Source organism: Curtobacterium sp. BRB10 (assembly GCF_031844325.1).
Classification (GTDB): domain Bacteria; phylum Actinomycetota; class Actinomycetes; order Actinomycetales; family Microbacteriaceae; genus Curtobacterium; species Curtobacterium poinsettiae_A.
In genome coordinates this window covers 189,617-207,282 of record NZ_JAUZVA010000006.1, presented here as the reverse complement: position 1 = coordinate 207,282, position 17,666 = coordinate 189,617, and the positions used below count along the sequence as shown (strand labels likewise).

Annotated in this window: 18 protein-coding genes; 3 read left to right on the top strand and 15 right to left on the bottom strand. The window is 71.3% G+C overall.

Annotated elements, in window-relative coordinates; genetic code table 11:
- Positions 1 to 123: 123 nt before the first annotated feature.
- The 13 genes from leuA to hrcA all read right to left on the bottom strand — a co-directional run bounded on the left by leuA (position 124) and on the right by hrcA (position 13,755).
- Entirely contained in the window at positions 124 to 1,899 is a 1,776-nt protein-coding gene (gene leuA, locus Q9R26_RS14410; protein WP_311227646.1) for a 2-isopropylmalate synthase, read from the bottom strand.
- A gap of 450 nt (positions 1,900 to 2,349) precedes the next feature.
- Positions 2,350 to 3,750 carry an FtsX-like permease family protein gene (locus Q9R26_RS14405; protein WP_311227645.1) on the bottom strand — a complete coding sequence of 467 codons (1,401 nt, stop codon included), beginning with the start codon at positions 3,748 to 3,750 and terminating at the stop codon, positions 2,350 to 2,352.
- Positions 3,747 to 4,499: an ABC transporter ATP-binding protein gene (locus tag Q9R26_RS14400; RefSeq protein ID WP_110860432.1), complete on the bottom strand. Its 753-nt coding sequence runs from the start codon at positions 4,497 to 4,499 to the stop codon at positions 3,747 to 3,749. The genes Q9R26_RS14405 and Q9R26_RS14400 overlap by 4 nt, the downstream gene beginning before the upstream one ends.
- 112 nt (positions 4,500 to 4,611) lie before the next feature.
- Positions 4,612 to 5,301, bottom strand: coding sequence for a response regulator transcription factor (locus Q9R26_RS14395; protein WP_182067042.1), 690 nt, complete (start codon positions 5,299 to 5,301; stop codon positions 4,612 to 4,614).
- Positions 5,298 to 6,536, bottom strand: coding sequence for a histidine kinase (locus Q9R26_RS14390; RefSeq protein WP_311227644.1), 1,239 nt, complete (start codon positions 6,534 to 6,536; stop codon positions 5,298 to 5,300). Before Q9R26_RS14390 ends, Q9R26_RS14395 begins: the two co-directional genes overlap by 4 nt.
- Positions 6,537 to 6,609: 73 nt before the next feature.
- Positions 6,610 to 7,548 carry a GTPase Era gene (era, locus tag Q9R26_RS14385; RefSeq protein WP_182067043.1) on the bottom strand — a complete coding sequence of 313 codons (939 nt, stop codon included), beginning with the start codon at positions 7,546 to 7,548 and terminating at the stop codon, positions 6,610 to 6,612.
- Complete coding sequence (locus Q9R26_RS14380) at positions 7,545 to 8,867, bottom strand: hemolysin family protein (RefSeq protein WP_311227643.1); 1,323 nt, start codon at positions 8,865 to 8,867, stop codon at positions 7,545 to 7,547. Before Q9R26_RS14380 ends, era begins: the two co-directional genes overlap by 4 nt.
- Positions 8,868 to 8,870: 3 nt before the next feature.
- Positions 8,871 to 9,332 carry an rRNA maturation RNase YbeY gene (gene ybeY, locus Q9R26_RS14375; protein WP_017886675.1) on the bottom strand — a complete coding sequence of 154 codons (462 nt, stop codon included), beginning with the start codon at positions 9,330 to 9,332 and terminating at the stop codon, positions 8,871 to 8,873.
- On the bottom strand, positions 9,329 to 10,471 hold the full coding sequence (locus Q9R26_RS14370; protein WP_209134694.1) for a PhoH family protein: 1,143 nt from the start codon (positions 10,469 to 10,471) through the stop codon (positions 9,329 to 9,331). The genes ybeY and Q9R26_RS14370 overlap by 4 nt, the downstream gene beginning before the upstream one ends.
- Positions 10,461 to 10,814, bottom strand: coding sequence for a histidine triad nucleotide-binding protein (locus Q9R26_RS14365; protein ID WP_027465310.1), 354 nt, complete (start codon positions 10,812 to 10,814; stop codon positions 10,461 to 10,463). The genes Q9R26_RS14370 and Q9R26_RS14365 overlap by 11 nt, the downstream gene beginning before the upstream one ends.
- A gap of 38 nt (positions 10,815 to 10,852) precedes the next feature.
- Entirely contained in the window at positions 10,853 to 11,590 is a 738-nt protein-coding gene (locus tag Q9R26_RS14360) for a 16S rRNA (uracil(1498)-N(3))-methyltransferase (RefSeq protein ID WP_182067049.1), read from the bottom strand.
- Positions 11,590 to 12,702 carry a molecular chaperone DnaJ gene (dnaJ, locus tag Q9R26_RS14355; RefSeq protein ID WP_311227642.1) on the bottom strand — a complete coding sequence of 371 codons (1,113 nt, stop codon included), beginning with the start codon at positions 12,700 to 12,702 and terminating at the stop codon, positions 11,590 to 11,592. Before dnaJ ends, Q9R26_RS14360 begins: the two co-directional genes overlap by 1 nt.
- Positions 12,703 to 12,735: 33 nt before the next feature.
- Positions 12,736 to 13,755, bottom strand: coding sequence for a heat-inducible transcriptional repressor HrcA (gene hrcA, locus Q9R26_RS14350; protein WP_110860413.1), 1,020 nt, complete (start codon positions 13,753 to 13,755; stop codon positions 12,736 to 12,738).
- 110 nt (positions 13,756 to 13,865) lie between these two features.
- Here hrcA and Q9R26_RS14345 point away from each other — a divergent pair, with 110 nt between their 5' ends.
- Positions 13,866 to 14,339, top strand: a complete 474-nt coding sequence (locus tag Q9R26_RS14345; protein WP_311227641.1) for a DUF4870 domain-containing protein — start codon at positions 13,866 to 13,868, stop codon at positions 14,337 to 14,339.
- Positions 14,340 to 14,381: 42 nt separating this feature from the next.
- Here the strand turns inward: Q9R26_RS14345 and hemW are convergent, their stop codons facing one another.
- Positions 14,382 to 15,635: a radical SAM family heme chaperone HemW gene (gene hemW, locus Q9R26_RS14340; RefSeq protein ID WP_311227640.1), complete on the bottom strand. Its 1,254-nt coding sequence runs from the start codon at positions 15,633 to 15,635 to the stop codon at positions 14,382 to 14,384.
- Positions 15,636 to 15,664: 29 nt separating this feature from the next.
- On the opposite strand from hemW, the gene Q9R26_RS14335 reads away from it, so the two are divergent.
- A complete protein-coding gene (locus Q9R26_RS14335; RefSeq protein ID WP_182066652.1) occupies positions 15,665 to 16,357 on the top strand; it encodes an HAD family hydrolase in 693 nt (230 codons plus the stop codon).
- Positions 16,358 to 16,389: 32 nt separating this feature from the next.
- On the opposite strand, the gene Q9R26_RS14330 is transcribed toward Q9R26_RS14335, so the two are convergent.
- Positions 16,390 to 17,037 (bottom strand): DUF1990 family protein, encoded by a 648-nt coding sequence (locus Q9R26_RS14330; protein ID WP_209134700.1) that lies wholly within the window; start codon positions 17,035 to 17,037, stop codon positions 16,390 to 16,392.
- Positions 17,038 to 17,168: 131 nt separating this feature from the next.
- Here Q9R26_RS14330 and Q9R26_RS14325 point away from each other — a divergent pair, with 131 nt between their 5' ends.
- The gene (locus Q9R26_RS14325; protein ID WP_259577558.1) at positions 17,169 to 17,666 is read left to right on the top strand and encodes a hypothetical protein; all 498 of its coding nucleotides are present in this window, start codon (positions 17,169 to 17,171) and stop codon (positions 17,664 to 17,666) included.

Here is a 17,666-nt window from a genome sequence, read left to right as displayed (position 1 = left end):
GGAAGAAACGACCAGGTACGCCCGATTCGACTTGCCATCGCGCGTGACGGGGGAAGAACCGGGTACAGACGGGAGGCGCGGTGCGAGTCCAGCCCGCACCGCGCCTCCCGGCCCGGTCGAGTCTCAGGCGGAGACGAGCTCCGGCGAGTCGGCGCCGGCTGCAGCACCGGCGCGCACCGCGCGGTTCACCGCGGACACGATCGCCTTGAGCGACGCCGTGGAGATGTCCGCGTCGATGCCGACGCCCCACAGGCGCACGCCGTCGACGTCGAGCTCGACGTACGACGCCGCCTTGGCGTCACCGGAGGCGCTCATCGTGTGCTCCGAGTAGTCGTACAGCGTGACCTGGACGCCCTGCTCGGCGAGGACCTTGAGGAACGCGTCGATCGGACCGGTGCCGACGGCCTCGGCGGTGACCGAGCCCTCGTCGACGCGGAGTGCGACCGCCAGCGAGGTCGTGCCGTCGAAGTCGCTCGAGGTCGCCGTCTTGGTGAGCTCGTACCGGCCCCACTTCTCGTCGTCGATCGATGCGGGCAGGTACTCGTCCTGGAACACGTCCCAGATGCGCTGCGACGAGAACTCGCCGCCCTCGGTGTCGGTGTGCCGCTGCACGACACCGGAGAACTCGATCTGCAGCTTGCGGGGCAGGTCGAGGGCGTGATCGGTCTTGAGCAGGTACGCCACACCGCCCTTGCCGGACTGCGAATTGACGCGGATGACGGCCTCGTACGACCGGCCGATGTCCTTCGGGTCGACGGGCAGGTACGGCACCGCCCACTCGATCTCGTCGATGTCCTTGCCCGCGGCGGCGGCCTTGGCCTTCATCGCCTCGAAGCCCTTGTTGATGGCGTCCTGGTGCGAGCCGCTGAACGCCGTGTACACGAGGTCGCCCGCCCACGGCTGTCGCTCGGGCACCGGCAGCTGGTTGCAGTACTCGACGGTGCGCTTCACCTGGTCGATGTCCGCGAACGAGATCTCCGGGTCGATGCCCTGCGTGAACAGGTTCATGCCCAGCGCGACGAGGTCGACGTTGCCGGTGCGCTCACCGTTGCCGAACAGGCAGCCCTCGATGCGGTCCGCGCCGGCCATGTAGCCCAGCTCGGCGGCGGCGACGGCGGTGCCGCGGTCGTTGTGCGGGTGCAGTGACAGGATGACGTCCTCGCGGTGGGCGAGGTTGCGCGACATCCACTCGATCGAGTCGGCGTAGACGTTCGGCGTGGCCATCTCGACGGTGGCGGGCAGGTTGATGATGACCTTGCGCTCGGGCGTCGGCTCGAATACCTCGAGGACGGCGTTGCAGATCTCCAGTGCGACCTCGAGCTCGGTGCCCGTGTAGGACTCCGGCGAGTACTCGTAGTAGATCGTCGTGTCGTGCTGCAGCGTCGCCTCGGCCGCCTTGCAGAGCTTCGCCCCGGCCACCGCGATGTCCACGACGCCCTGCACGTCGGTGCGGAAGACGACTTCGCGCTGCACGATGCTCGTGGAGTTGTACAGGTGGACGATGGCCTGCTTGGCGCCGTCGATCGCCTCGTACGTGCGCTGGATGAGGTGCTCGCGCGCCTGGGTCAGCACCTGGATGGTGACGTCGTCGGGGATCGCGCCCTCGTCGATCAGCGATCGGACGAAGTCGAAGTCGGTCTGCGAGGCGCTCGGGAACCCGACCTCGATCTCCTTGTAGCCCATCCGGACGAGGAGGTCGAACATCGCCCGCTTGCGCTCGGCGTCCATCGGGTCGATGAGGGCCTGGTTGCCGTCACGCAGATCGACCGCGCACCAGCGCGGCGCCTTGTCGATGCGCTTCGTGGGCCAGGTGCGGTCGGGCAGGTCGACGGTGATCTGCTCGTGGAACGGGACGTACTTGTGGATCGGCATCCCGGAGGGCTGCTGGGTGTTCTGCATCGTTCTTCGCTTTCGTCGCGTGTTCGTGAGCTCTTGTGGTGCGGCGACGACGGACTCCGCGACGAGGTGGGCCGGAGTGTCAGGCCTCGTCGCGGCAGCGAAGGAGGAGGAGTGCCGAGTACATCGAGACCCACGCTAGCACCGCTCTACCAGGCTGGCGCAAGCGTGTGACGTGAGACCGCCCGGTGCCGTCGAACGGCGATGCCGAGTGCGGTGCCGAGTGCGGTGCCGGGTGGTCGAGACCTGCCGCGGGCCGGTCGCCGAGCGGTCGCGCGCTGTCGCCCGGGCTGGGTCCGGACGACAGTTCGTGACACCTCGGCGGACGTGAGCGGCGTGGCAGGGCCGGGCAGGGCAGGGCACCTCGGCGCGACCACACGACGAATCGGGAGGCGCGGTGCCAGCTGGCACCGGGCCTCCCGCGTCGTCGCGCGGTGCGACCAGGGCGACGGGTCAGTCGACCGCGAGCGCCTCGGTCGGCGGGACGCGCATCGCGCGCCGCACCGGGGCGATGGTGGCGACGACCGCCAGGACCAGCGCGCCGATCACCACGATGCCGATGGTCAACGGCGGCACCACCGGTGCCACGGGTGTCCCGAGCGAGCCGAGCAGCGTCTGCCCGCCGACCCAGCCGTACAACGTGCCGAGCGCCAGCCCCGAGACGACGGCCGCGACGACCATCTGCACCGCCTCGGTCACGATCATCCGTCGGACCTGCGCACCAGTCAGGCCGAGCACCCGCAGCAGCCCGAGTTCGCGTCGACGCTGGAGCACCCCGAGCGCCAGGGCGTTCACGACCCCGACGGCGGCGATCACGGCGGAGAACCCGACGATCACGCTGACGACCGCGTTGATCTGCACGAAGAGGTCGCGTTGCGCCTCGATCATCTCGGGGGTGGCGCTCCCCGCGCTCATGGCGCGCATCTCGGTCTCGAGCACGTGCTGCATGATGCCGAGCGCGACCGCGAAGGTGACGAGCAGGGTGATGCCGATGACGAGCCCGATGGTCGCCCGCGAGGACCGCCCCGGCGCCCGCATCGCGTTGCGTCCGGCGAGCAGGACGACGGGGTCGTGCGAGCCGATGCGGCCGATGAGCTGCAGCACGGGCGGCATCACGATCGTCGCCCCCACCGCGACCCCGGCGAAGGACACGAACCCGCCGAGCGCCGCCGGCAGGACCGCGACCGGGGACAGCGAGCTCACCGCGAGCCCGAGCAGCATCAGCGCCGCGCCGCCGGCCATGAGCACGATCGACCAGACCTTGCGGGCGGTGCCGGACCGGACGTCGTCGTGGCTCGGTTCGACGCTCGAGGACAGCGCCTCGAGCGGGGTGACGGTGAGCACGCGGCGCGACCCGGCAGCGAAGGCACCCCAGGTGGCGAGGACGACGGCCACGACCGGCAGCACGAGCTCCCACGGGACGTACGTGTACTCGGCCTCGGGCAGGACCCCGTTGCCCCGCAGGACGACGACGAACAGGGCCGAGAGCGCGGTCCCCGCGACGGCGCCGACGACCCCGCCGAGCACGCCGACGATCAGCCCGGTGCGGGTGATCCGCGCACGGAGGGTCGCACCGGTCGCACCGACGAGCCGCTGCAACGCGATGATCCGGGTCTGCCCGGCGATCAGGGTGGCGCAGGTGTTCGCGGTGACGATCGCGCCGACGTACAGCGCGATGCCGAGGAACAGCCACCCCACCACGGAGAGGATCGCCTTGATCGGACCGAGGTCGGCGACCCCGGCGGCTCGGAGCGCTTCGGTGACGATCCCCGGTGCGATGACGAGGGCGGAACCGAACGTGGTGCCGAGGGCCGCGACGAGGACGGTCGGGGCGAAGGAGCGGACGTCGTTCACGCTGCGGCCTCCATCCCGAGCATCGTCGTGGAGATCGCGCCGGCGTCCATCGCGGGGCGGTCCGCGACGATCCTGCCGTCGGCGAGGAACAGAATGCGGTCGGCGTTCGCGGCCGCGACCGGGTCGTGCGTGACCATGACGACGCTCTGCCCCCACTCCTGGACGGCGCCGCGGAGGATCGCCAGCACGTCGCGCCCGGTGCGCGAGTCGAGCGCACCGGTCGGTTCGTCGGCGACGACCACCGCCGGTCGCGACGCGAGCGCCCGCGCGATGGCGACGCGCTGCTGCTGCCCGCCGGAGAGCTGGTGCGGCCGGTGCGTCAGCCGGTTGCCGAGCCCGAGCATCTCGACGAGCCGGTCGATCCAGGCGGTCTCCTCGTGCGAAGGCTTGTGCCCACCGAGCAGGAACGGCAACCGGATGTTCTCGCTGACGTCGAGCGTCGGGACGAGGTTGAACGACTGGAAGACGAAGCCCAGCCGACGACGACGCAGCTCGGTGAGGTCCTTGTCGCCCAGAGCCGTGATGTCGACGCCGTCGATCTGGATCCGACCGGCCGACACGGCGTCGAGGCCGGCCGCGACGTGCATGAGCGTCGACTTGCCGGACCCGGACGGGCCCATCACCGCGGTGAACTCCCCCGCGCCGATGTCGACGCTGACGTCGTCGAGCGCGGTGACACGTCGGGCGTCGTCGCCGTAGTGCTTGGACACGTGGTCGAGGCGGATGATCGGGGCGTGGCTCGTGGTCATGCATCCACGATGGCGGGCGGCGGGCCCGTCCCGCGTCGCCCGGTCGGCTGCTGTGGATCGTCCGCTCGGCTCGGTTGCCTGTTGAGGGGTCATCCCCGCGGATGACCCGGCTTCATTCTGCCTTGGTGACGAGCCCGTGTTCGTGGGCGAAGACGACGAGGCGCACCCGATCGCGGAGCTCGAGCTTCGTCAGGACCCGCGAGATGTGCGTCTTGACGGTGGCCTCACTGACGTACTCGTGCTGGGCGATCTCGCTGTTGCTGAACCCCCGGGCGGCCAGGTCGAAGATCTCGCGCTCACGCGGGGTGAGGTCGGCGAAGGCCGCGGGGACGGCGGCGGCGCGGCCGACCGAGTCGTCGTACCGTCGCAGGAGCTCTCGCGTGGCCGACGCGGCGAACACCGCGGTGCCGGCGTGCACGGTCCGGACCGCCGCGAGCAGGAACTCCGGGTCGGCGTCCTTGAGCACGAACCCGCTCGCACCGGCGCGGATGGCCTTGGCTGCGGCCTCGTCGAAGTCGAACGTGGTCAGCACGAGGACCTTCGCACCGTCGGTACCGGACTGCTCGACGATGTGACCGGTCGCCGTGATGCCGTCCATCACGGGCATCCGGACGTCCATCAGCACCACGTCGGGACGGGTGCGTCGGACGAGTTCGACCCCCTCGGCACCGTCACCCGCCTCGCCGACGAACCGCAGGTCGGGCTGCGAGTCGATGAGCATCCGGATGCCGGTGCGGAAGAGCGCCTGGTCGTCGACGAGGGCGACACGGATCCGGTGCTCGTCGGTCGGGATCGTGGTCATCGGGCGGTGCGCTCCTGCTCGGTCGGGGTGATCCGGCGGCGGGGCATCTGCCCACTCGCCGGGACGGTCGGCATCCGGACGGCGACCGTGAAGTCGTCTCCCCGGGCTCCGGCGGTCATGGTGCCGCCGGTCATCACGGCGCGCTCGCGCATGCCGACCAGCCCGTGACCCGTTCCGGGTCCGCGGACGCCGTCGTCGGCACGTCGGTTCACGACGGCGATCTCGACCGTGTCCGGCCGGTAGGTCAGGGCCGCACGTACCGGGCTGCCGGGCTCACCGTGCTTGTACGCGTTCGTCAGGCTCTCCTGCACGATCCGGTAGACCGCGAGTTGCGTGGTGGTGGGCAGCCCGGCGGGGTCGCCCTCGCGTTCCACGCGCACGTCGAGCCCGAGCTGCCGCATCTCGTCGACGAGCCGGTCGATGTCGTCGATCTCCGGCGTCGGCGCGGTCCCCTGCTCGTGCCGGAGCGCGCCGAGGAGTTCGCGCACGTCGCCGAGGGCTCGGCGCGCCGTGGCCGAGATGGTGCTGAGGGCCTGGTCGGCCACCGCGGGGTCGGCCTTCAGGGCGTACCGGGCACCGTCGGACTGTGCGATGACCACCGCGAGCGAGTGCGCGACGATGTCGTGCATGTCGCGGGCGATCCGCACGCGCTCCTGCTCGACCGCGACGGCCCGGTCGGCCCGCGCGGCGTCACGCTCGGCGAGCAACTGGGCCTCGCGACTCATGCTCGCCGACCGTCGGGTCCGGACCACGAGTCCGGCGAGCCACGGCAGCAGCAGCAGGAGCAGGACGACGGCGAAGAACGACAGGGTGACCTGCAGCGACTCCTGCAGCGGCGTCGAAGCGGTCTCGTAGGTGAGCCTGTTCTGGTAGTCGTCGAAGCCCATGTAGACGGCCGCCGCCACGGAGCCGACGATCGCCGACACGAGCCCGGCCAGCCGCACACGGCGACTGCCGTACGCGCTCGTCGTGTACATGACGCCGGCGATGAACGCGTTCGACACGTCCGGCACCTGCAGGGTTGCCATCTCGAGGACCGCGAACACCCAAGCGACGGTCAGCGCGAGCCCGGGCGACAGGCGCCGCAGTGCCAGGGCGGCGGTCATGCCGACGACGATGACGACCGACAGCGGGCCGTCGATCCCACGCCCGCTGGCGACCAGGACGAGGACGCCGAGCAGCACGGCGATCAGCAGGTCGGTGATGACCTGCGCACGCAGCATCGGACGGAACACCCGTCCACGGTACGGCGGACCGCTCGTCCCCGCGTCCGTCGCCCGGATGACCCGGGGTGTGAGCCGCGGACGGTCAGAAACCGAGGCGTCCGAGCTGCTTCGGGTCACGCTGCCACTCCTTGGCCACCTTCACGCGGATGTTCAGGTAGACGTGTCGGCCGCCGAGCAGCGACTCGATCTCGACGCGGGCCCGCGAACCGACGTCCTTCAGGCGCTCGCCCTTGTGTCCGATGACGATCGCCTTCTGGCTGTCCCGCTCGACGAACAGGTTCGCGAAGATGCGCAGGGGGCCGTCGGCGTCCTCGTCGGCGTCGGGCTCGACGATGTCCTCGATGACGACGGCGAGCGAGTGCGGCAGCTCGTCACGGACGCCCTCGAGCGCGGCCTCGCGGATGAGCTCCCCGATGCGCTCCTCGTCGGTCTCCTCGGTCACCGCGCTCGAGTCGTACAGCTGCGGCGACTCGGGGAGCAGGGCCGTGATCACGCCGAGCAGGTCTTCGAGCTGCATGCCCCTGGTACCCGACGTCGGCACCACGGCGTCCCAGTCGCGGAGCTTCGAGACGGCCAGCAGCTGCTCGCCGACGCGGTCCTTGGAGGTGCTGTCGATCTTCGTCACGATCGCGATCTTCTTGGCACGCGGGTACTGGTCGAGCGTGTCGTTGATGAACCGGTCGCCGGGGCCGACGGGCTCGTTGGCCGGCACGCAGAACCCGATCACGTCGACGTCGCCGAGCGTGGACTGCACGAGGTCGTTCAACCGTTCGCCGAGCAGGGTGCGCGGACGGTGTACGCCCGGCGTGTCGACGATGATCACCTGGCCGTCGGGCCGGTGCACGATCCCGCGGATGGCGCGTCGGGTGGTCTGCGGCTTGGACGAAGTGATGGCGACCTTCTCGCCCACCAGGGCGTTGGTCAGCGTCGACTTGCCGACGTTCGGACGGCCGACGAACGAGACGAAGCCCGCGCGGTAGGGCTGCTCCGAGCCGGCCTGGGTGGTGTCGGGGTCGGTCATGCGTGCGTGGTTCCCGTCGTGGTGGGTTCGGCGTCGTCGAAGGCGTCCTCGACGTCGGCCAGGGCGTGGGTGCGCTCGGCGAGCACGGTGATGAGGTGGCGGCGCTTGCCCTCGACCCGGTCGGCGGTCAGGACGACCCCGGACACGGTGACGGTGTCGCCGGACACGGCCAGGTGTCCGAGCTCCTTGGTGAGCAGACCACCGGCGGTGTCGACGTCGTCGTCGTCGAGCTCGATGCCGAACAGGTCGCCGAGCTCGTCGATCGGCAGTCGGGCGGAGATCCTCCAGATGCCCGGTTCGACCTCGGTCCGGTCGACGACGGCGCGGTCGTACTCGTCGGAGATGTCGCCGACGAGTTCTTCGATGAGGTCCTCCATGGTCACGAGCCCGGCGACACCGCCGTACTCGTCGACCACCAGCACCAGGTGGTTCTTGGCGACCTGCATGTGCCGCAGGGTGTCGTCAGCGTGCTTCGACTCCGGCACGAACTCGGCGGGCCGCAGCAGTCGGCTGACCCGCTCGGTGCGGGACGCCGGCCGCTCGTACAGCGACCGCGCGACGTCGCGGAGGTAGAGCACACCCCGCACGTCGTCGCTGTCCTTGCCCGTGACGGGCATCCGGGACACCCCGGCGGCCAGGAACTGCTCCATGGCCGCGGCCAGCGTCTCCGCACCGTCGACGGTGAGCATGTCCGTGCGGGGCACCATGACCTCGCGCACCAGGGTGTCGCTGAACTCGAACACCGAGTGGATGAGTTCGCGGTCCTCGTCCTCGAGCACGTTGCTCTCGGTTGCCTCGTCGACGAGCGAGAGCAGCTGCTCCTCGCTCGACACGGTGGAGGCGCTCCGGCCGCGGCCGGGGGTGACCCGGTCACCGATCCGGACGAGCAGCCCGGCCAGCGGACCGAGCACGATGCGGACCCCGCGGACGATGCCGCCCGTCGCACCGATCAGTCGCTCGGCGTGGGCGCGTCCGACGCTGCGCGGGCTCGACCCGACCAGCACGAACGACACCGCGGTCATGATCGCGGCGGAGACGACGAGTGCGATCCACCAGCTGTCGAAGGCGCGCACGAGGGCGATCGTCACGAGCACCGCGGCCGCGGTCTCGGCGAGGACGCGGAAGAAGTTCAGCGCGTTGACGTGCGCTCCGACGTCGTCCGCGATCGCCTCGACGGCGCGCCGGCGCTTGTTGCCCCTGGCGATCTCCTCGAGGTCGGCACGGGAGACCACCGAGAGTGCGGCGTCACTCGCGGCGAGGAGTCCGCCGAGCACGACGAGCCCCAGCGCCACCGCGAGGAGTCCGGCGACGACGACCACCGGCTACCGCCCTCGGTGCTGGGCGGCGAAGGCGGTCAGGATCTCGCCCTGGATGCCGAACATCTCGGCCTTCTCGTCGGGCTCGGCGTGGTCGAAGCCGAGCAGGTGCAGGATGCCGTGGCAGGTGAGCAGCAGCATCTCGTCGGTGCTCGAGTGCCCGGCGGTCTTCGCCTGCTCCTCGGCCACCTGCGGGCAGAGCACGATGTCGCCCAGCAGCCCGGCCGGCGTGGGGTCGTCCTCCGTGCCGGGACGCAGCTCGTCCATCGGGAAGCTCAGGACGTCCGTCGGGCCGGGCTCGTCCATCCACCGCACGTGCAGCTGCTCCATGGCGCCCTCGTCGACCAGCACGATCGCGAGCTCGGCGTCGGCGTGGACGTGCATCGCGTCGAGGGCGAAGGCGGCGAGCCGCTGGATCGCGGCCTCGTCCACCTCGACGCCGGACTCGTTGTTGAGCTCGATGCTCACCGGGTGCCTCCTCGGGCGTCGTTCTGGGGGTAGGGGGGTCGTGCGCGGTCCTGCGGCGGGCGTCCCCTGCGTTCGGCGCGGTTGGCGCCGTCGGGGTTGCCGACCGGGGCGGTGCCACGGCCACCGGGGCGCTGCCCGGCCTGCTCGGCGAGGCGCTCCTCGTCGTAGACCGTGTACGCGTCGACGATCCGGCCGACGAGGGTGTGGCGGACCACGTCCTCGCTGCCGAGGCGGGCGAAGTGGATGTCCTCGACCTGGTCGAGGATGCGGGTCACGAGCCGGAGACCGGAGACGTTGCCCGGCAGGTCGACCTGGGTGATGTCACCGGTGATGACCATCTTCGAGCCGAACCCGAGCCGGGTCAGGAACATCTTCATCTGCTCGGGCGTGGTGTTCTGCGCCTCGTCGAGCACCACGAAGGAGTCGTTGAGCGTCCGGCCGCGCATGTAGGCCAGCGGGGCCACCTCGACGGTGCCGGCCGCCAGGAGCTTCGGGACCAGCTCCGGGTCCATCATCTCGTTCAGGGCGTCGTAGAGCGGGCGCAGGTACGGGTCGATCTTGTCGGTCAGGGTGCCCGGCAGGAAGCCGAGCCGCTCGCCGGCCTCGACCGCGGGACGGGTGAGGATGATCCGGTTGACCTCGCGCCGCTGCAGCGCCTGCACGGCCTTGGCCATCGCCAGGTACGTCTTGCCGGTACCGGCCGGACCGATGCCGAACGTGATGGTGTGCTCGTCGATGGCGTCGACGTACGCACGCTGCCCGTCGGTCTTCGGGCGGACGGACTTGCCGCGGCTCGACACGATCGGGGTGCCGAAGGTGTCGGACGGCTTGCGGTCGTCGTCGAGGATCCGTGCCGACATCGGGATGTCGGCCGGGCCGATCTCCTGCCCGCGCCTGACCATGCCGACGAGCTCGTCGACGAGCGCCTTCGCGCGGGCGACGTCGCGCTCCGGCCCGGTCAGCGTGACCTCGTTGCCACGGACGACGACCCGGACGCCCGGGTACTGGCGCTCGACGGTCTTGAGCAGACGGTCCTGGGGGCCGAGCAGCTGCACCATGGCGATGCCGTCGACCTGGAGCGAGACCGAGACGGTCTCGTCCTCGGCGGCGGTGGGCTGTACGGGTTCGTTAACCGGCAAGGGTGCCTTCCTGCAGTTCACCTGCGAGTACGTGCGCGTGCACGTGGAACACGGTCTGACCGGCGGCTTCGCCGGTGTTGAAGACGAGTCGGAACTGGCCGTCGGCACGCTCGTCGGCGATCCGCTGCGCGGTGGCGACGACGTGGGCCAACAGGTCGGGGTCGCCCGCTGCGAGTTCGCCGACGTTCGCGTACTGCTCGGTCTTGGGGACGACGAGCACGTGGACGGGGGCCTTCGGGGCGATGTCCTCGATCGCGATCACACGGTCGTCCTCGGCGACGATGGTCGCCGGGATCTCGCGCGCGATGATCTTGGAGAAGACGCTGGGCGTGCTGCTGCTCATGGCTCCATCGTAGGACGCGCCCGACGGCGTGGTCCGGCTCACCAGCGACCCAGTCGCGCCTGCAGGACAGCGAGTGCGGCCGGTCCGGCGGTGGACGTGCGGAGCACGCTGTCACCGAGTCGGACCCGCACGGCACCCGCGGCCTCGAGCCGGTCGAGCTCCGCGCCGTCGATGCCGCCTTCGGGGCCGACGACGAGGGCGATGTCCTCGGCGTCCGGCGGAGGTTCCCAGGTGGCGAGTCGCACGGTCGCGGTCGGGTCGAGCAGGACGAGGGTGGTCCCGTCACCGAGCGCGGACACGATCTGTCCGGTCGTCACCAGCGGCGCGACGACGGGCACGCGCGGACGGATCGCCTGCTTCGCCGCCTCGTGCGCGATCGCGGCCCACCGCGCACGGCCCTTCTCGACCTTCGCGCCGTCCCACCGGGAGACGCTGCGCGCGGCCGACCACGGCACGACCCGGTCGACGCCGATCTCGGTCGCCGCCTGCACCGCCATCTCGTCACGGCCGCCCTTGGCCAGGGCCTGCACGAGCGTCAGCGACGGGCGCGGCGCATCCTGGTGCTCGACGGTCTCGACCGCGAGCTCCAGGGTGTCCTTGCCGAGCGCCGTGACCGGACCGGACACCACGGTGCCCCGTCCGTCGGCGATGCGCAGGACCTCGCCGACCCGGACACGCGCGACTGAGACCGCGTGCCGGCCCTCGGCCCCGTCGAGCGACACCGGGTCACCGACCGCGACGCCGTCCAGCGAGTCGACGAGGTACAACGACGCCATCAGTGGTTGAAGAACCGGTCGCGGAGCTTGCCGAACATGCCCTGCTGGAACCGGGCGAGCTGCGGAGCGGTGGTCTTGTGCGACTTCGCGAGCTGCTCGACCAGCTGCCGTTCCTTGTGGGACAGCTTGGTCGGGGTGACGACCTGCACGCCGACCCGCAGGTCGCCGCGACCGTTCCCGCGCAGCTTCGTGATGCCGCGGTCCTTGATGACGAGGACGTCGGCACTCTGCACACCCGGTCGGATCTCCAGCTCGACCGGACCGTCGAGACCGTCGATCGTGGTGGTCGTGCCCAGGACGGCGTCGGTCATGCCGACCTCGAGCGTCGCCAGCAGGTCGTCGCCGTCACGGCTGAAGACGTCGTCGTGGCGCACGCGGATCTCGAGGTACAGGTCGCCGGACGGGCCGCCGGCCGGACCGACCTCGCCCTGGCCGGGCATCTGCAGGCGCAGGCCGGAGTCGACGCCGGCGGGGACGTCCACCGGCACGGTGCGACGCGCGCGGACGCGGCCCTGACCCTGGCAGGTCGGGCAGGGGCTCGGGATGACCGTGCCGTACCCGCGGCAGGTGCCGCACGGGGCGCTCGTCACCACGTTGCCCAGGAGCGAGCGGACCTGGCGCTGGATGTGCCCGGAGCCACCGCAGATGTCGCACGTACGCGGGCTGGTGCCCGGTGCGCAGCAGGAGCCGTGGCAGGTATCGCACAGCACCGCCGTGTCGACCTCGACGTCCTTGTGGGTACCGAAGACGACCTCGTCGAGGTCGACCTCGATGCGGAGCAGGGCGTCCTGGCCGCGCTCGGCACGGCTGCGCGGGCCCGACCCACGGCCGCCGCCACCGCCGCCACCGAAGAAGGCGTCGAAGATGTCACTGAAGCCACCGGCGCCACCACCGAAGGGGCTGTCGGCCTGCGGCCCGGCGTCGTACCGGCGTCGCTGCTCGGGGTCGCTCAGCACGTCGTACGCGTGCGTCACGTCCTTGAAGCGCTCGGCGGCGTCGGGTGCCGGGTTCACGTCCGGGTGGAGCTCACGCGCCAGGCGGCGGTAGGCCTTCTTGATGTCGGCATCGGAGGCGTCTCGCTGGACGCCGAGGACGTCGTAGTGGTCTGCCACGTATCCCTCAGTCGGTTGGGTTCGGTCGGTTGGTCAGTGTTCGCCCAGGAGCTTGGACAGGTAGCGGGCGACGGCGCGGACGGCCGCCATGTTCGTGCCGTAGTCCATCCGGGTCGGTCCGAGGACGCCGAGGCGGGCCACCTCGCCGCCGGCCAGGTAGCCGCCGGCGACGATGCTCGTGGCGTCGAGCCCGTACTCGGCGTTCTCGACGCCGATGCTGGCCGCCACCGCGATGTCGTCCACCTGCATCTCCCCGAACAACCGGAGCAGGGTGACTTGTTCCTCGATCGCTTCGAGCACCGGGAAGAGGCCGCCGGAGAAGTCCTGCTCGCTCTTCGCCAGGTTCGCCGCACCGGCCATCAGCAGGCGGTCCTGCCGGTTCGCCGCGACCTGCTCGATGAGCGTGGCGACGACGACACCGCCGAGCGTCTGGGCGTCGGGGCGCAGCTGCTGCGGCACGGCTCGGAGCGCGGTCGGGACGTCCTGCAGCAGGAGCCCCACGGTCGCGCCGTTCACCACGGTGCGGAGTTCGCCCAGCGAGCCTTCGTCGAGCGGGACGTCGGTCTCGACCACCCGCTGTTCGACGCGGGCGGTGTCGGTGATGAGCACCACCATCAACCGCGCGTCACCGAGCCGGACGAGTTCGACGTGCTGCACCCGGGCGCGCACCATCGAGGGGTACTGCACCAGGGCGACCTGGTTGGTGAGCTGGCTGAGCAGCCGGACGGTGCGCCCGAGGACCTCGTCGAGGTCGTTCGGGGCGCCGAGGAAGGTCTCGATGGCGTGCCGCTGCGCACTGGAGAGCGGACGGGCACCCGCCAGGTGGTCGACGAAGACGCGGTACCCCTTGTCGGTCGGCACCCGGCCGGACGAGGTGTGCGGTGCCGCGATCAACTGCTCGTCCTCGAGCAGGGCCATGTCGTTGCGGATCGTGGCGGCGCTGACCCCGAAGGCGTGCCGCTCGACGATGGTCTTCGACCCGACGGGTTCACGCGACGCCACGTAGTCGCGCACGATGGCCTTGAGGACCTCGAGGCTGCGTTCACTGACCACGAGCGCCTCCTTTCCCGATCGACCTGGCACTCGGACGTGTCGACTGCTGATCCTACGCCCGACCGCTGACGGCCCGGGACTTCCGTGCGGTCGGCCGATACGCTTCCGCCATGACCTACGGACAGCAGCCCGACGGCCACGGACCCGAGCAGCCCGGCGGCCCCTACGGCCACGGACCCGGTGGCCCCCAGCAGCCCGGCGGGACCCAGTACCCCGGCGGGCCGCAGTACCCCGCCGGCTACATCCCGCCCCAGCCGATGCGCCCCGAGGACCAACGCCTGTGGGCGACGCTGACCCACATCGGTGGCATCTTCTTCACCGTCGTCGTGCCGCTCGTCGCCTACCTGGTCCTCCGCGACCGCGGCGGCTTCGTGCGCGAGCACACCCGCGTCGCCCTGAACTTCCACATCACGATGGCGATCGCGTACTTCGTCGGTTCGCTCACGTCGGTGTTCGGCGTCGGCTTCCTGATCATCCTCGCCGCTGCGATCGTTTCGCTGATCTTCAGCATCATGGCCGCGATCGCCGCGAACCAGGGCCAGTTCTACCGCTACCCGCTCTCGATCGAGTTCATCAAGCAGTAGCGGCAACGGAGCGCAGTGCGCAGCAAGCAGTGCGCACGACCGTCAGTCGAGCAGCTCCCGCACCACCGCGTCGGCGAGCAGGCGACCCTGCAGGGTCAGATCGATCCGTCCCCGCACCGCGGCCGACCCGTCCACGAGTCCGCGTGCGATGAGGCCGGCGACCCGGCCACGGGCCTCCTGTCGGATCTCGCTCGTCGCGAGCTCCCCGCGGACCCGCGCCGCCAGCAGCAGTCGCTCGACGTACCGCGTCTCGTCGTCGATGGTCTCGCGGCCGGCGGCCGGCGACTCCCCCGACAGCACCCGGTTCGCGTACGCGGCCGGGTGCTTGACGTTCCACCAGCGCGTGCCGGCGACGGCGGAGTGCGCGCCGGGGCCGACGCCCCACCAGTCGTGACCCTTCCAGTAGGACAGGTTGTGGCGACTCGCGTGCGCGTCACCGCGCGCCCAGTTCGACACCTCGTACCAGGAGTAGCCGGCGTCGCCGAGCACCTGGTCGGCGAGCTCGTACATGTCGGCGGCCAGATCGTCGTCGGGGGCGGGGAGCTCGCCGCGGGCGACCATGCGACCCATCGCGGTGCCGTCCTCGACGATGAGCGAGTACGCCGACACGTGGTCGGGCCCGCAGGCGATCGCGGCGTCGAGCGAGGTCCGCCAGTCGGCGAGGGACTCCCCCGGCGTCGAGTAGATGAGGTCGAGCGAGACGTCGAGTCCCTGCTGCTTCGCGAGGTCGACGACGACGGGGACCCGGAGCGGGTCGTGCGTGCGGTCGAGCGTGGCGAGCACGTGCGGCACGGCGGACTGCATGCCGTAGCTGATCCGGTTGAAGCCGCCGGCCCGCAGGGTCTCGAGCGACGCCGCGTCGACGGAGTCCGGGTTCGCCTCGGTGGTGACCTCGGCCCCGGGCAGGATGCCCCAGGTGTCGTCGATCGCTCGGAGGATCATCGCCAGGTCGGACGCCGGCAGCATCGTCGGGGTGCCGCCGCCGAAGAAGACGGTCGACACCGGCCGCCGCGGCACACCGGACCGGTCGAGCACGGTCGCGGCCCACTCGATCTCGCGCACGGCGTGCCCGGCGTAGTCGTCACGGCGGACGCCGCGGAGCTCCGACGCCGTGTAGGTGTTGAAGTCGCAGTACCCGCAGCGCACCCGGCAGAACGGCACGTGCACGTACACGCCGAAGGGCACGTCGCCGGCGGCGGGAGCGGCCCCCGGCCCGGCAGCGGAGCCCGCTGCCGCCCACGGGGTGATCAGGCCGTCCGCTGGTGCTGGATCGGCGATCGGGAGAGCACTCGGCATGGAGTCCATTGTCCGTCATGATGGGAGCCATGGAGCACCATCCCGTCCCCACCACGGTCCTGTGGGACATCGACGGCACCCTCGTGATGAACGCGTCGTCCCCGGGCAACCTCTACCACCTCGCCCTCGAGCGGGCGGTGGGCCGCGACCTCACCCTCCGGGTCGGGCACCAGCACGGCCGGACCGACGCCGGGCTCATCGCCGAGCACGTGCGCGCCCACGCGTTCGAGGACACCCTGATCCCCACGGTCAGCCGCCACCTGCACGACCTGACTACCGAACGGCACGCCTCCGGCGACCACCGCAGCCCCGTCCCCGGGGCGAAGGCGCTCCTGACCCGCTTCGCCGAACTCGGGTGGCACAACGGCCTGCTCACCGGCAACTCCGAGTACCGCGCCCGGGTGAAGCTCACCGGCGCCGGGTTCGACGCCGACGTCTTCGACTGGGAGCACTCGTACTTCGGCGACACCGAGGTGGACCGCGCCGGGGTCACCCGACGTGCTGCCGCCGAACTGGTCGGTACCCGGGCGGTCATCGTCGGCGACACCCCGCGGGACGGCGAGGCCGCCGACGCGGCGGGCATCCCCTTCCTGGCGGTGGCGACGGGTGTCTACGACGTCGACGCGCTCCGGCACACGAACGCCGTGACGGTCGCGCGCGACTGCCAGCAGGACGCCGCCCTCATCGAGGACGCGATCGCCGCACTCCCGCCGCTCCGCTGAAGAGCGGGAGCGACCGCGACCGCGAGCGACGCCTAGTCGCCCCGCAGCGCCGCCAGGTACTTCTCCGCCATGACCTTCTGCTGCCGCCGCACGAACGGCGCGACGAAGCGCCACTTCCGGCTCGCCGGCTGCGAGAACTGCCGGACCTGCAGCCACACCGAGCCGTCCGGAGTGCGCTCGACGACGAACGACTCCTCGCCGGACAGGGGGTGCCCCTCGAGCGTGCCGTACGCGAAGCCCTTGCGGTCGTGCTCGTCGATGATCGACACGACGCGAACCGGTGCCTGCACGGTCTGCCCGAACGCGTGGATCGTCAGCGTCGCGCTCGTGCCCGCCGTCAGCAGCGGGGTGCCGTCTGGTGCGAACTTCTCGACCCGGGGCGTCCCGATGGACGCCGGGGCGATCGGCACCCCGTCGTCGTCGAAGGTGACCGGGTTGTACCGGACCTCGTCGTCGTCCGGCTGCTCCTCGACGCGCACGCGCACTCCGCTGCGCTCCTGGATCTGCCACGTGAGCGCCTGCACGACGGCGGTCTCGAACCGCTGGTCGCCGTGTCCGATCCGCGCGCGCGACTCGGCCGGTGTGAATCCCTCCGGCGGGTAGGTCATGAGGTCCGACGCCTGGGTCGCCCCCACCGCGCCGTACGTCAGGGCGGTCCGGTAGCTCCCGCGGATGCTCATGCCGCCATCGTACTTGGGCGGACCACCCGGGATCGAACCGATCCGCGCTCACCTCCGTCGGACCGGCCCACCGGCCGTGCACCCCGAACTGGAGGCCCGACAACCGCCCACCCCACGGCTATCGTCAGCAGGTGCCCCGCCCCACCCCTGCCCGCTCGCGGTCCGTCGACCGCCGGACCGCCGTCCTCGCCGCGCTCGCGCTCGTCGCGTTCGGCGTGGCGGCGACCGCCCGGGTGCTGGTGGACGTGACCACGTCCGCCGCGGCGTCACCCGCCCGGTACGCGACCGTCGCGGTCGCCCCCGAGGCGTGGAACGGCTTCGACACCGCGAACGTCATCGCCGCAGTCGGAGCGAGCTGCGCCGGCGCCGGGGTGCTGCTGTTCGGTGCGGCACTGGTGTCGGCGGTGCGGCGTCACCGCGGCCGTCGGCTGCCGCTGGCCCTCGCGGTCGTGACGCTCGCGATGGTCGTCGGGGCCGTGGTCGCCGGAGTGGCCTCCGGCGAGCAGACCGATTTCGACGCGGCTGCCCACTGGGCCATCCTGCGGACCGCACTGGCCGGACTGGCCGCAGCGAGCCTCCCGGCCCTCTGCCTGGCCGCGCTGCGGGCTCGCGCCCGCCGGACCGGCTGA